At 55.7% G+C, this 14,810-nt stretch carries 10 protein-coding genes; all 10 read left to right on the forward strand.

What is annotated here, in order from left to right:
• Window positions 1-34 precede the first annotated feature (34 nt).
• The 10 genes from BLR08_RS09425 (at window position 35) to infB (ending at window position 14,797) form a co-directional block, all read left to right on the forward strand.
• Window positions 35-823, forward strand: coding sequence for a phosphatidate cytidylyltransferase (locus BLR08_RS09425; RefSeq protein WP_072328959.1), 789 nt, complete (start codon window positions 35-37; stop codon window positions 821-823).
• Between the two features lie 23 nt (window positions 824-846).
• Window positions 847-1,989, forward strand: a complete 1,143-nt coding sequence (locus BLR08_RS09430; protein ID WP_072328960.1) for a 1-deoxy-D-xylulose-5-phosphate reductoisomerase — start codon at window positions 847-849, stop codon at window positions 1,987-1,989.
• A gap of 172 nt (window positions 1,990-2,161) precedes the next feature.
• Window positions 2,162-3,427 (forward strand): RIP metalloprotease RseP, encoded by a 1,266-nt coding sequence (gene rseP, locus BLR08_RS09435; RefSeq protein WP_072328961.1) that lies wholly within the window; start codon window positions 2,162-2,164, stop codon window positions 3,425-3,427.
• Window positions 3,428-3,466: 39 nt separating this feature from the next.
• Window positions 3,467-4,924 (forward strand): proline--tRNA ligase, encoded by a 1,458-nt coding sequence (proS, locus tag BLR08_RS09440; protein ID WP_072328962.1) that lies wholly within the window; start codon window positions 3,467-3,469, stop codon window positions 4,922-4,924.
• 204 nt (window positions 4,925-5,128) lie between these two features.
• Window positions 5,129-9,445, forward strand: coding sequence for a PolC-type DNA polymerase III (locus tag BLR08_RS09445; RefSeq protein ID WP_072328963.1), 4,317 nt, complete (start codon window positions 5,129-5,131; stop codon window positions 9,443-9,445).
• A gap of 188 nt (window positions 9,446-9,633) precedes the next feature.
• Window positions 9,634-10,092 carry a ribosome maturation factor RimP gene (gene rimP / locus BLR08_RS09450; protein WP_072328964.1) on the forward strand — a complete coding sequence of 153 codons (459 nt, stop codon included), beginning with the start codon at window positions 9,634-9,636 and terminating at the stop codon, window positions 10,090-10,092.
• Window positions 10,093-10,146: 54 nt separating this feature from the next.
• Window positions 10,147-11,244, forward strand: a complete 1,098-nt coding sequence (gene nusA, locus BLR08_RS09455; protein ID WP_072328965.1) for a transcription termination factor NusA — start codon at window positions 10,147-10,149, stop codon at window positions 11,242-11,244.
• 43 nt (window positions 11,245-11,287) lie between these two features.
• Window positions 11,288-11,605 (forward strand): RNase P modulator RnpM, encoded by a 318-nt coding sequence (gene rnpM, locus BLR08_RS09460; RefSeq protein ID WP_072328966.1) that lies wholly within the window; start codon window positions 11,288-11,290, stop codon window positions 11,603-11,605.
• On the forward strand, window positions 11,592-11,891 hold the full coding sequence (locus BLR08_RS09465; RefSeq protein ID WP_072329215.1) for a YlxQ family RNA-binding protein: 300 nt from the start codon (window positions 11,592-11,594) through the stop codon (window positions 11,889-11,891). Before rnpM ends, BLR08_RS09465 begins: the two co-directional genes overlap by 14 nt.
• A gap of 23 nt (window positions 11,892-11,914) precedes the next feature.
• Window positions 11,915-14,797, forward strand: a complete 2,883-nt coding sequence (gene infB / locus BLR08_RS09470; protein WP_072328967.1) for a translation initiation factor IF-2 — start codon at window positions 11,915-11,917, stop codon at window positions 14,795-14,797.
• Window positions 14,798-14,810: the final 13 nt, after the last annotated feature.

Raw genomic sequence — 14,810 nt, forward strand, 5'->3', positions numbered from 1 at the left:
CGCCGCAGGAAGACGCTAACATGGAGGAATAGAATTGAAGCAGCGGATCGTTACAGGAATCGTGGCAGGGCTTGCCTTCTTCATCCTGTTATACTTGGGCGGCTATTGGTTCACCGGTCTGATTGCCGCTCTCGCTGTAATCGGATATGATGAATTTTTGCGAATGAACGGACTGAAGAAGAATCGCTTAGTGGAAGCGGTCGGCTACGTCGGCTTGCTCCTCCTGGTCATTCCGTGGCAGCTCGGAGGCTGGAGCTCGGGCGAGCTTATCTGGCTGTTCATGTTCGCTTTCCTGGCAGCGACAGTCATTTCGAAAAACAAAACGACCATCGATCAGGTTGCGATGGCCTTCCTCGGGATGGTCTATATTGGGCTCGGTTTTCATTATATGATCGCTACCCGTTCCATCGCGGAGCACGGACTTTTCTGGACGCTGCTCGTGTTCCTTTGTATTTGGACGACAGATTCGGGCGCCTATTTCACGGGCTCCAAGCTGGGCAAGACGCCCTTATGGCCTGCGATCAGCCCGAAAAAATCCGTTGAAGGCGCGATCGGCGGAGTCCTGCTTTCGATCGTTATGGCGCTGATTTTCGCCTGGTCGCAGCCCGAGCTGCTCAGCTACGGACAGGCGGCGTGGATGGGACTTGCCATCGCGATCATCGGACAGCTGGGCGACTTGATTCAATCGGCTTATAAGCGGGTGAAGGGCATCAAGGACTCCGGCACGATTTTGCCCGGACACGGCGGAGTGCTGGATCGGACGGACAGCTGGCTGATCGTGTTTCCGTTCCTGCATCTCTTGTCTCTGATTCCGTCCGCTTAACTTGTGCTGGAGGTAGAACGCGTGTGAAAAAGATCAGTATTCTCGGATCGACGGGCTCCATCGGCACCCAAACCCTGGATGTCGTCTCTCGTTATCCGGACCTCTTCGAGGTTGTCGCCTTGGCTGGCGGCTATAATGCGGAGCTGCTCCGGGAGCAAATGAACCTGTTCAAGCCCGCCATCTTGTCTGTAGCGACCAAGGAGCTGGCTGATCGATTACGCGCCGAAGCGCCGGCAGGCACACGGGTCGTCTATGGACCGGAGGGGCTGCTGGAGGCAGCCGCCGGCCATGACGCGGAGCTCGTCGTAACGGCTGTAGTAGGCAGCCAAGGGCTGAAGCCTACGCTGGCGGCGATAGAAGCCGGCAAGCAGATCGGTCTGGCGAACAAGGAAACGCTTGTCAGCGCCGGCCATCTGGTGACGGAGGCGGCTGCGCGGCATGGTGTGTCCCTGCTCCCGATCGACAGCGAGCATTCGGCCATCTTCCAATGCCTGAACGGGGAAAGCGTATCCCGCCTACATAAAATTACGTTGACGGCCTCCGGCGGCTCCTTCCGGGATCGGACAAGGGAAGAACTGGCTGAGGTCACGGTCCAGGACGCCCTGAAGCATCCGAATTGGTCGATGGGCGCCAAAATTACGATCGATTCGGCGACGATGGTGAACAAGGGGCTGGAAGTGATTGAAGCTCACTGGCTGTTCGGTTTATCGTACGACCGGATCGATGTGCTGATTCATCCCGAGAGCATCATTCATTCCTTCGTCGAATTTGTCGACGGCAGCGTTATTGCCCAGTTGGGGCTGCCTGACATGAGAGTGCCTATCCAGTATGCGCTTACGTATCCTGACCGGCTGCCTGCTCCGGCAGGACGGCTCAATCTGGCCGAGGCAGGCAAGCTGAATTTCCGTGAGATGAGCTTCGAGCGGTATCCTTGCATCGCGCTTGCTTACGAAAGCGGCCGGGCGGGAGGCACGATGCCGACCGTATACAGCGCGGCTAATGAAGTCGCCGTCGATCGCTTTCTGAAGGGCGAGATTCCTTTCCTGGCGATCGAGGATATCATCGGCGGCGTGATGGCAAAGCACCGGGCTGTCCGGCTGCCGGATCTGGGAACGATCCTCGACAGCGACGCCTGGGCCAGGGCGGAAGCCGGACGCATCGTTTAAGACGGAGACGGCCAGAGAGAAGCATGTTTGGGCTGCGGCGCTAATATGTTCATAGCAGGGGCACTTGCTTGTGTTCGGTTTATCATTAATGGTAATCTAAGAACACATGGATGACGCCCTTACCATGCTTGCATATGATGAACATTAGTGTTTAAGGAGGCCGTGAGCTAGAGTGGATGTACTTCAAATCATCGTGCTGAATGTGCTCTTGTTTTTTGTCCTTGTGACTGTGCACGAATGGGGACACTTTTATTTTGCCAAACGAGCGGGCATCCTCACTCGCGAATTTGCGATAGGCTTTGGTCCGAAGTTGTTGTCTTTCGTGAAGGGAGAAACCCGCTATACGCTGCGCCTGCTTCCCATCGGAGGATTCGTGCGGATGGCGGGAGAGGACCCCGAGATCGTACAGATTAATCCCGGTCAGCGGGTAGCCGTCGCTCTCAAGCAGGATCAAGTCACCCATATTTATCTGAACGAATTTGATAGCCGCCGCGGCGCTTTGGAAGGCGTCGTCGAGGAGATCGACCTGGAGCGCAAGCTGTTCGTCAAGCTTGATGTGGACGGCGCCGTGCAGCGTTATGCCGTGCATCCGCAAGCGATGATGGTCAGCAAGGAGAAGGAAACCCAGATTGCGCCATGGGACCGCCAGTTCGGGAGTAAAACCGTGGGGCAGCGGGCGATGGCGATATTTGCCGGTCCGCTGATGAATTTCATTCTCGCCTTTCTGCTGTTCGTTGCCGTCGTTTTTGTGGCAGGAGTGCCCGTTCCGGACCGCGTCCGCATCTCGGATACGGTGGCTGGCGGAGTAGCGCAGCAGGCAGGCCTGCAAAGCGGCGATATTATCGTCTCCGTGAACGGAGAGAAGATTGCGGGAGACAGCAAACGGCTGACGGAGATTATCCAAGGCTCGGAAGGCAAGGCGATGAGCTGGATCGTGGAGCGCGGCCAGCAGCACGTCTCGCTGCAGGTTAAGCCTGCGCTTAGCGAGGACAAGGTATACCGCGTAGGCGTATCGCTTGCTCCGGATACCCGGCCGGCTTCCTTCGGCGAGGCGATCACGGGCGGAGCGAAAAGCATGGCTTCGGCTTCGACCATCATTTTGGACGGCTTTGGCAAGCTGGCTACGCTGCAGGTGAAGATGGACGATCTCGGCGGACCGATCCGCATCGTCGAATTTACGAGCGAGCAGGCAAGCGCCGGCGCTATCCAGTACATTTACTGGATGGCCATCATGAGCTTGTATCTCGGCTTGTTCAACCTGCTGCCGGTCCCGGCGCTGGATGGAAGCCGGCTCGTGTTTCTGGCGCTGGAGGCGGTCCGCGGCAAGCCGGTTGATCCAAGCAGGGAAAGCCTGGTGCATTTTGTCGGCTTTGCGATGCTGATGCTGCTGATGATAGCCGTGACGTATAATGATATATTACGATTGATCAAAGGGTAGCGCGCCGCGCTGCCCGTTAGTAGGGGGAGCATCCGGACCATGTCGAAGGATAAGCAGGAAAAACAATTTGTCAAAGAAATTACGCCGCAAAGTGAAGACTTCTCGCGCTGGTATATCGACACGATCAAGAAAGCCGACCTGATGAGCTATTCGCCGGTTCGCGGCTGTATCGTGTTCAAGCCGGACGGCTACGAGATTTGGGAAAATATCCAGCGGGAGCTGGACAGCCGCTTCAAGGAAACGGGCCATCGCAACGCCTACTTCCCGCTGTTCATCCCGGAAAGCTTCTTCCAGAAGGAGAAGGAGCATGTCGAGGGCTTCAACCCCGAGCTGCCATGGGTAACCGAAGCAGGCGGAGAAAAACTGGAGGAGCGTCTGGCGATCCGCCCGACGTCGGAGACGATGGTCGGCCATATGTATGCCGAATGGATCAACTCCTACCGGGATCTGCCGCTGCTCATCAATCAATGGGCTAATGTGGTTCGTTGGGAGAAGAAAACCCAGCCGTTTCTGCGGACAAGCGAGTTCCTCTGGCAGGAAGGCCATACGGCGCATGAAGACGAAGCGGACGCACGCAAGGAAACGATGCAGATGCTGGAGATATACCGCGATTTCGCTGAAAACTTCCTTGCTATCCCTGTCATTATGGGACAGAAGACGCCCTCGGAGAAATTCGCCGGCGCTGTGGACACGTATTCGATCGAAGCGATGATGAAGGATGGCAAAGCCGTTCAGGCCGGAACCTCCCATTATCTGGGCACTAATTTTGCCGTAGCTTTCGATATCAAGTATTTGGACCGCGATAATCAGCATACGTTCTGCCATACGACGTCCTGGGGAGTCAGCACGCGCTTGATCGGCGCTCTGATCATGGTGCATGGCGACGACAGAGGATTGGCTCTGCCTCCTAAGGTAGCGCCTACGCAAGTCGTGATGATCCCGATCGGACCGCCTAAGACGCGCGAGCAGGTTATCGGCTGCGTGGACGGTTTGTACGCCGAGCTGAAGCGGGCTGGCATTCGTGTGAAGGTGGACGACCGGCAGGATCAAAGCCCGGGCTGGAAGTTCAATGAATACGAGATGCGCGGCGTGCCTGTGCGCGTCGAGCTCGGACCTCGCGACATGGAGAACGGACAGGTCGTGCTCGTATCCCGGATCACGGGCGAGAAGCGCGTTGTGGCCCAAAGCCAAATTGTAGAAGAAGTGCAAAAGCTGTTGACGGAGACCCAGCAAGAAATGTATGATCGAGCCAAGAAGTTCCGCGACGAGGCGATGACGAGCGCGGATACGCTGGATGAGCTGAAGGGCTTCCTGCAGCAAAAGCGGGGCTTCTCGCTCTCGGGCTGGTGCGGCTCGGCGGCTTGCGAAGCGACCGTGAAGGAAGAGACCGGCGCGACAAGCCGCAATATTCCGTTTGCGCCTGAGTTTCAGAAGTCGACATGTCTCGTTTGCGGGGAGCCGTCCAAGCATACGGTCGTGTTCGGACGATCGTACTAATCGCTGCAGCGGTTTAAATCAATAGGAGGAGGCAAACGGGATGGTTTTATTAATTCCATTTGCCTTTTTTTCAGCTTTGCGGGTGATTTTGGTTTTCCGGGTCCCCGCAAAGTACCTGAATAGGCTTCGAAGCCAAACACCATTTTGTGGGGAATAACTTTGTGGGGAATGACTTTGCGGGGAATTTTTTTGGGGAGGGACAACATGAGCGGTAGCAGTACAGCATTGAAGCGCGATCGGTTCGAGATGCTGATGCAGCAGGCGAGCGTTCCTTCGGAGGTCGTCAGACAGTTTTTCGCCGACGGCTATATCGACAAGGTGGAGACCAGCCGCAAAAACAAGGAATGGGTGTTCTTCATCGTGAAGACGCAGGTCGTTCCTTGCGACATCTACCGGACGTTCTGCAAGATGATCCGCGACAAGTTCGCGCATATTGCCGCGATCCGGTTCGTACTGCAGTATACGGCTGACGTCGATCCGTCTAGCGTGGCTCATGAATATTGGGGCATGTTTCTCGAGTGGGTGCAACGGGAGGCGGCTTCGATCAACGGCTGGATGACGAAGGCCAAGATCGAGGTGAACGGGAATGTGCTGACGCTCTGCCTGCTCGATACCATTGGGTTGGAGCTGGCGAAGAAGAAGAACATCGGCGAGTGGATCAGGCAGTATTTCTCCGGTTTTTTCGGAGTCGAGTTTCATGTGAAATATACGGTCAGCGCTTCCCGGGAAGAAGAACTGGAGAAATTCACGAAAATTATCGAGCAGGAGCAGAAGGTAGTCACTACTCAGATTCTCACTGCGGTTGAGGCTGAGGAAGCGGCGCAGGCGACCGTACCGGAAGGTGAAGTGAAGCTGATGGTCGGTTATGACATCAAGGAGCCGGCTGTTCCGATTCAGAATGTGAAGGACGAAGAGAAGAAGATTACCGTCCAAGGCTCTGTGTTCGGTCTCGATATGAAGGAGCTCCGCAACGGCAGCACGCTGTTCACTTTCAATATTACGGATTTCTCCGATTCCATTATGGTGAAGAGCTTCGCCAAGACGAAGGAAGACGTTAAGATTTACAGTCTGATCAAAAACGGCACCTGGCTCAAGCTGCGCGGGCGCGTGGAATATGACCGGTTCATGCAAATTCCTGAGCTTGTGATGATCCCGTCCGATGTCAACGAAATTATGGCTCCTCCGGACCGCAAGGACGATGCGGCGGAGAAACGCGTGGAGTTTCATCTGCATACGTCGATGAGCACGATGGACGGCATTACGCCTGTCGATCAATACATCAAGATGGCTGCCAAGTGGGGGCATAAGGCGATCGCGGTGACCGATCACGGAGGCGTCCAATGCTTCCCTGAAGCGCATAAGGCGGGGAAAAAGAACGGTATCAAGGTCATCTATGGCGTCGAGGCCAATGTCATTGACGACTCCGTTCAAGTGGCGATGAACGCTACCGATATTGCGCTTGCCGAAGCTGAATACGTGATCTTTGACGTGGAGACGACGGGCTTGTCGGTGACCAATAACAAGATTATCGAGCTGGCGGGCGTGAAGATGAAGGACGGCAAGGAAATCGACCGGTTCGCTACCTTTATCGATCCCCATGAGCGGATTCCTTATAATATTCAACAGCTCACCAATATTACCGATGACATGGTACGGGGAGCGCCGGATATTTCCGAGAAGCTGCCGCAGTTTATGGAGTTTGTGGGGGACGCGGTGCTCGTGGCCCACAACGCCCGGTTCGATATGGGCTTCTTGAATACGAATCTCAAGCGGCTGGGTCTTCCGGAAGCGGCGAACCCGGTGCTCGATACGCTGGAGCTGGCCCGCCTGCTGTATCCGACGATGAAAAATCACCGGCTAAATACGCTGTCGGACAAGTTCAAGGTCAGCCTGGATAACCATCACCGGGCGATCGACGACTCCATAGCGCTCGGACTGGTCTTATATCATATGCTCAAGGAAGCGGCGGACAACGGCTATACGCAGCTTAGTCAGCTGAATGATCAGGTCGGCAAAAACCTGAAAACGCAGCGGCCTTTCCATTGCTGCATCTATGCGCAAAACATGGTCGGCAAGAAAAATTTATATACGTTGATCTCATTATCTCATACCGAATATTTCCACCGGGTCCCTTGCATTCCGAGGACGAAGCTGATCGAACTGCGCGAAGGGCTCATTATCGCTTCCGGATGCGAGAAGGGCGAGCTGTTCGAGACCGTGCTGAACAAATCCCTCGAGGAAGCGGAATCGGTGGCCGAGTTCTACGACGTGCTGGAAATTCAGCCCGCTCTGGTCAATATGCATCTGGTCGAAAAAGGGCTGGTCGGAAGCCCGGCACAGCTCGAGGACGCCGCCCGCAAAATCGTAGATATCGGCCGGAAGCTGGGCAAGCCCGTTATCGCGACCGGGAATGTCCATTATCTGCATCCGCGCGAGAAAATAAACCGCGATATTACGATTCACGGCATTACCGGGTTCAGCCCGCTGAAAGATATCCGCAAGCCGGACGTGCATTTCCGCACTACGAAGGAGATGCTGGCCGAGTTCGAATTCCTTGGCGCCGAGCTGGCGCATGAGGTAGTCGTCACGAACACCGCGGCGCTGGCCGACCGGTTCGAGGAGCTGGAGCTGTTCCCGGACAAGCTGTTCACCCCGATTATCGAAGGGGCGGACGACGAGATCCGCGAGACCTGCTACAACACGGCAAAGGAAATTTATGGAGAGCCGATTCCCGAGGTCATCGTCGCCCGGCTGGAGAAGGAGCTGGTGCCGATCATCAAGTACGGCTTCTCGGCCAACTATCTCATCTCCGAGCGGCTGGTGAAAAAGTCCAATCAGGACGGATACCTGGTCGGCTCGCGGGGTTCGGTCGGTTCTTCGGTCGTCGCTACTTTCCTCGGCATCTCCGAGGTTAACCCGCTGCCCCCGCATTATATATGCGCTTCCTGCCGGTACAGCGAGTGGATTCTTGACGGCTCCATCCCTTCGGGCTTCGATCTGCCGGACAAGAACTGCCCTACATGCGGCAGCAAGCTGAAGGGCGAAGGCCAGGATATTCCGTTCGAGACGTTCCTTGGCTTCAAGGGGGATAAAGTTCCCGATATCGACTTGAACTTCTCGGGGGAATACCAGCCGAACGCGCATAACTTTACCAAAGAGATGTTCGGAGAGCGGAACGTTTTTCGGGCCGGCACGATCGGTACGGTAGCGGAGAAAACGGCATTCGGATTTGTCAAAAAGTACGAGGAAGATCAAGGGAAGAAATGGCGAGGGGCGGAGCTGAGCCGGCTCGCGCTCGGCTGCACCGGGGTCAAGCGCAGCACCGGCCAGCATCCGGGCGGCATCGTCGTCGTACCGGATTACATCGACGTCAATGACATTACGCCGGTCCAGTATCCGGCGGATGACACGAGCGCCGATTGGAAGACGACGCATTTCGACTATCACGCATTTGACGCCAACTTGCTCAAGCTTGATATTCTGGGACATGACGATCCGACGATGATGCGGATGCTGCAGGACTTGACCGGCGTCGATCCGACGACGATCCCGATGAACGACCCGAAGGTAATGAGCATGTTCAACTCTGTGGACGCGCTTGGCGTAACGCCCGAGCAGATACGGACGCCGGTCGCCACTTACGGCGTACCGGAGATGGGGACCAAGTTCGTCCGCCAGATGCTGGAGGAGGCGAGGCCGTCAAGCTTTGCCGACTTGCTCCAGATCTCGGGGCTGTCTCACGGAACCGGCGTATGGCTGGGCAATGCCCAGGAACTGATCAAAAAAGGCATCTGTACGATCAAAACCGTGATCGGCTGCCGGGACGACATCATGTTGTATCTGATTTATAAAGCAGGGATGGATGCAGGGCTTGCCTTCAAAATTACGGAGAGCGTGCGGAAGGGGAAAGGGCTGACCGAGGAATGGAAGGAAGACATGAAGAAGCATAAGGTGCCGCAGTGGTACATCGATTCCTGCGAAAAAATCGAGTACATGTTTCCGAAGGCGCATGCCTCCGCTTATGTCATCTCCGCCGTCCGGACCGCTTACTTCAAGCTGTATCATCCAATCGCCTATTACGCCACATACTTCTCCGTCCGCGCGACCGATTTTGAGCTGGAGCTGCTCTGTCAGGGCTATGACGCCATCGTCCGCAGGCTGGTGGAAATTGAAGAAAAGGGCTTCCAGGCGCTGCCTAAGGAGAAAAACATGATCTCGATTCTCGAGATGGCGATCGAGATGACGGCCCGCGGCTTCTCCTTCAAGCCGGTCGATCTGTACAAGTCCGATGCGACAAAATTCATCATCGAGGGCGACTCGCTCATTCCACCGTTTTCGGCGGTCGGCGGCATCGGGGAAAATGCGGCCAGGAACATCGCCGCCGCCAGGGATGCGGGACCTTATCTGTCGATCGAGGATTTTCAGACGCGAAGCAAGGCATCGAAGACGATCGTCGAGCTGCTCGGCGGCATGGGCTGCTTCCGCGGCCTTCCCGAGACGAATCAGCTGTCTTTGTTCTAGTCTGCGCCGGGGTTTATCGCAGCGGCGGTACCGGCGGCCCCAGTTGCAATAAAGCCGGGACCTATGGTATAATTTCCTATGGTAACAACGGTATATCTCGAATCCGGAGAGTGGGGAAACCCACTCTTTACATTTTGTATGAGTGTTTTCGGAGACTCGTTTTATGAGGGAACAGGAGGATAACGCGTTTGAGCAATCAGATCAAATCGGCTGTGGAGGCGCTGGTGCGTCCGTACCTGGACGAGAACCAGTTCGAGCTGGTCGACATCGAATACGTAAAAGAAGGCGGGAACTGGTTCCTGCGGGTGTATTGCGATAAGGAAGGCGGCATCGACATCGACGACTGCGGGCGCATCAGCGAATATTTGAGCGCCAGACTGGATGAGCAAGATCCGATTCCCGACGCTTATTTTCTTGAAGTATCCTCGCCCGGGGCGGAACGGCCGCTTCGCAAGCCGCAGGATTACAGCCGCGCCGTCGGCCAGCATGTTTTTATAACAACCTACGAGCCTATCGACGGCTTGAAGGAGTTCGAAGGCACGCTTACGTTTTACGATGAGACGGCTGTCGAGGTTGAGGTCGGCAAGAAGAAGCACCGGCTGCCCGCGGCCAAAGTCGCCAGCGCGAGACTGGCCATCAAGTTTTAGCTAAGACGCCCGATTTCGGGCTTCGTATTTTATGAGAGGGGGAACTCCAAACAAATGAATATGGATTTTATCGAAGCGTTGAACGAAATCGAACGCGAGAAGGGCATCGCCAAGGAGCTGCTGATCGATGCCATCGAAGCAGCCCTGATCTCCGGCTATAAGCGCAATTTCAACACGGCGCAAAATGTCCGCGTCGACATCAACCGGCATACCGGCTTGATCAAGGTGTACGCGCGCAAAACCGTCGTGGAGGAAGTGCTCGACGCCCGTCTCGAGATTTCGTTGTTCGCTGCCAGAGAGATGAATCAGAACTACCAATTAAACGATATCGTGGAGATCGAAGTCACTCCGCGAGATTTCGGCCGCATTGCCGCGCAAACGGCGAAGCAGGTCGTAACCCAGCGCATCCGCGAAGCGGAACGCGGCCTGATCTACAACGCCTATGTGGACAAAGAGGAAGACATTGTCAACGGGATCGTACAGCGCCAAGATCAGCGCAACCTGTATATCGATTTGGGTAAGATCGAAGCGGTGATGCCGCTCACCGAGCTGATGCCGACCGACAAGTTCAAGCAGGGCGACCGCGTGAAGGCCTATATTACCAAAGTCGAGAACACAACCAAAGGGCCGCAAATCATCCTCTCGCGTACGCATCCGGGGTTATTGAAGCGGTTGTTTGAGCTTGAGGTGCCGGAAATTTTTCAAGGCGTCGTCGAGATTCGCTCCGTGGCCAGAGAAGCCGGCTTCCGCTCGAAGATCGCCGTTCACTCCCGCAACAGTGAGGTTGACCCGGTCGGCTCCTGCGTCGGCCCGAAGGGCATGCGCGTGCAGACGATTGTCGGCGAGCTGAAAGGCGAGAAGATCGATATCGTGCGGTGGGTGGAAAGCGTTGACGAATACGTAGCGAACGCGCTCAGTCCTTCCAAGGTCATCGAGGTGCAGGTGTTCGAAGCCGAGAAGATGGCCCGCGTTATCGTACCGGATTACCAGCTGTCGCTGGCGATCGGGATCAAGGGTCAGAATGCGCGGCTGGCCGCGAAGCTGACCGGATGGAAGATCGATATCAAGAGCGAGACGCAAGCCGAGCAGGAGTTTGGCCGTCCGAAGACATATGCGGAGGAAATGCATCAGGATTCGGTCAGCATCGATTAGATCGATTAGTTGCGGATTATATAAGCCTTAGGGGGGATTAGCGATGAAGCCGAGAAAAACGCCGCTGCGCAAGTGCGTGGCATGCCAGCAGATGATGCCGAAGCGGGAGCTGATCCGTGTTGTCAAAACCCCGGCCGGCGAGCTGCTCATCGATCTGACCGGCAAGAAGGCTGGCCGAGGGGCCTATCTGTGCGGCAAGCAGTCTTGTTTCAAGCTCGCGAAGAAGTCGCGAGCGCTGGACCGGGCGCTGAAAGCGCAGGTTAGTCCGGACATCTACGATGCTTTGGAGCAGGATTTTATTAAAGTCGAAGACGAGTTTATAGCCGGGAAACAATCGGCAGATGAGGATGACGATGAATAACCGTTTTTTTTCCAATCTAGGTCTTGCGATGCGCGCCGGCAAGGTCATTACCGGCGAAGAGGCTGTCATCGAGTCGATCCGCAGCGGGGAAGCTAAGCTGGTCATTGTGGCCGAGGACGCTTCCGCTGGTACGCTTAAGAAGATAACCGATAAATGCAGTCATTATCAAGTTCCTATTCATCAATACGGCAGCCGGGAACAGCTCGGGGGCAGTATAGGGAAAGAAATGCGGGTTGTCGTCGCCGTTGCCGATGGGGGATTTGCACGACTGCTGCTGAAGCCGTAAAAAAAGCTCGGAGGTGGACTGTATTGACAAAACAGGACAATAATAAAGATAAACTCAGAGTTTACGAGTATGCAAAATCCTTGAGCATGAGCAGTAAAGAGATCATCACCATTTTGAAAAGGCTGGGACTCCCGGTCAACAACCATATGAGCGTAATGGAGAACGATGCGGTGAATAGTGTAGAGAAATTTTTCAAAGACATTAAAGCTAACGCAGCAGCGAAACGTGAAGGCGGAGCGGGACATGGATCCAAACCGTCAGAAAGAGGTGCAAGTATTACTAATCAGTCGAAACAACAAACCGTAGCCGTACAACCTAAACCGGAGCAGCGCGCTTCCGGCAGTCAGCAAGTCCAATCCGCAGCTCCTAAGAGCAGCGAGCAGCAGGAAGAAAGACCGCAAGGTCAAACTAACGAGCGTCCGCAAGGCGGCGGGCAAAGCCAGGGCCAAGGCGGCCAAGGTCAAGGCCGGTCCGGCGGAGGCCAAGGAGGCGGAGGCTACCGTCAAGGCGGACAAAGCCAAGGCCAAGGAGGCGGCGGTTATCGCCAAGGCGGTCAGGGCGGCGGGCAAAACCGTCCGAGCGGCCAAGGTCAAGGCGGAGGCGGCGGTTATCGTCAGGGCGGTCAAGGCGGCGGACAAAGTCGTCCGAGCGGCCAAGGTCAAGGAGGCGGAGGCGGTTATCGCCAAGGCGGCCAGGGCGGTCAGGGCGGCGGACAAAATCGTCCAAGCGGTCAAGGCCAAGGAGGCGGCTTTAATCGCGGCGGCGGAAGCGGTCAAGGCGGCGGGCAAAATCGTCCGGGCGGCCAAGGCAGCCAAGGCGGCTTTAATCGCGGCGGAGGCGGTCAAGGCTCGTTCGGCGGAGGCAGCCAAGGAAGCCGTCCGGCAGGCGGCGGCGGTGCGGCAGGCGGAGCTCAAGGACAGCGATCCGATAATCGTCGCGGACAAGGCGGCCGTCCTGCACCAGGCGGCTCGACGAGACCGAATGCGTCCAATATCGATAATGATCTGGACAAAGCAGGAAAGAAACCGTCCAGACCGGGTCAAAGACGGTTTGACGACAATAGACCGGGCGGCAAAGGCCCCGGCAACAGAGGCCGCGCACAAGGCAAAGGCGGCCGGTACAATGCGGAGCCACCTAAGCCGAAAATTGACAACACGCCGAAGAAAATTATCGTACGCGGTACGATGACTGTCGGCGAGCTTGCCAAATCGCTGCACAAGGATGCTTCCGAAGTTATTAAGAAGCTGTTGTTCCTTGGCGTCATGGCTACTATTAACCAAGAGCTGGATTTGGATGCCATCCACCTGCTTGCTTCCGACTACGGCGTTGAAGTCGAGCTGAAAATTCCGGTCGAAGAAGACAAGTTCGAGAACTTCGAAGAGAAGGACGAGGACGAGGATCTGATGGAGCGTCCGCCGGTTGTTACGATCATGGGTCACGTCGACCATGGTAAGACGACTTTGCTGGATGCCATCCGCAAAACGAACGTTAGTGAAGGCGAAGCAGGCGGCATCACGCAGCATATCGGTGCTTATCAAGTCGAAACGAACGGCAAGAAAATTACGTTCCTCGACACCCCGGGCCACGAAGCTTTCACATCGATGCGTGCCCGCGGCGCACAAGTAACCGACATTACGATCATTGTCGTAGCGGCGGATGACGGCGTTATGCCGCAGACGATCGAAGCTATCGCCCATGCCAAAGCGGCTAAGGTGCCGATTATCGTGGCGGTTAACAAAATCGACAAGCCGGATGCCAACCCGGATCATATCAAGCAAGAATTGACCGCTTATGAGCTGGTGCCGGAGGAGTGGGGCGGAGACACGATTTTCTGCAACATTTCCGCCAAGCAGCGGATCGGGCTTGAGAATCTGCTCGACATGATTCTGCTCGTATCCGAGGTACAGGAGTATAAGGCCAACCCGAACAAACGGGCCAGAGGTACGGTCATCGAGGCCGAGCTGGATAAAGGCAAAGGACCTGTTGCACGGGTTCTGATTCAGCACGGTACGCTGAAAGTGGGCGACAGCTTCGTAGCCGGTGTTCATTTCGGCCGCGTACGTGCCATGGTCAACGATAAAGGCAAGAAGCTCAAGGAAGCCGGACCATCCACACCGGTCGAAATTACCGGGATGACGGAGGTTCCGCAGGCGGGCGATCCATTCCTCGTGTTCGAGGATGAGCGCAAAGCCAGAGCGATCGCGGATAAACGTACGATTACGCTGCGTCAGTCCGAGATGGGCGCGAATTCCCGCGTCACGCTGGACGATCTGTATAAGCAGATCAAGGAAGGCGAGATCAAGGATCTGAACGTAATCATCAAAGCGGACGTTCAAGGCTCCGCGGAAGCGTTGAAAGGCTCGCTCGAAAAAATCGATGTAGAGGGCGCTCGCGTCAAAATCCTGCTTAGCGGGGTAGGCGCAGTTACCGAATCGGACGTTATTTTGGCTTCGGCTTCCAATGCGATCGTGATCGGGTTCAACGTTCGTCCCGAGCCTCAAGCGAAAAACACGGCGGATCAAGAGAAGGTCGACATCCGTCTGCACAGCATCATTTACAAGGTGATGGAAGAGATCGAAGCGGCTATGAAGGGCTTGCTTGATCCGACTTATAAAGAAGTGGTCATCGGTCAAGCCGAGGTCCGCAATATTTTCAAGGTATCGAAGGTCGGCACGATCGCAGGCTGCATGATTACCTCGGGCAAAATCAACCGGAGCGCGGAGCTTCGCGTGATCCGCGGCGGTATCGTTGTATTTACGGGCAAGGTAGACTCGCTCAAGCGCTTCAAGGACGATGTAAAAGAAGTGTCCCAAGGGTACGAGTGCGGTATATCTGTAGAGAAATTCAACGATATTAGAGAAGGGGACATTATTGAAGCCTTCGTCATGGAGACTGTAGAGAGATAAGAGGTGATTCGCT

It is taken from the genome of Paenibacillus sp. cl123 (genome assembly GCF_900101595.1).
Classification (GTDB): domain Bacteria; phylum Bacillota; class Bacilli; order Paenibacillales; family NBRC-103111; genus Paenibacillus_G.

Bases quoted from the DNA above. Each gene is read 5' to 3' on its own strand.
- nusA (WP_072328965.1), top strand. From the start codon at position 10,147: ATGAATATGGATTTTATCGAAGCGTTGAACGAAATCGAACGCGAGAAG.
- BLR08_RS09445 (WP_072328963.1), top strand. From the start codon at position 5,129: ATGAGCGGTAGCAGTACAGCATTGAAGCGCGATCGGTTCGAGATGCTG.
- rnpM (WP_072328966.1), top strand. From the start codon at position 11,288: ATGAAGCCGAGAAAAACGCCGCTGCGCAAGTGCGTGGCATGCCAGCAG.
- BLR08_RS09465 (WP_072329215.1), top strand. From the start codon at position 11,592: ATGACGATGAATAACCGTTTTTTTTCCAATCTAGGTCTTGCGATGCGC.
- proS (WP_072328962.1), top strand. From the start codon at position 3,467: ATGTCGAAGGATAAGCAGGAAAAACAATTTGTCAAAGAAATTACGCCG.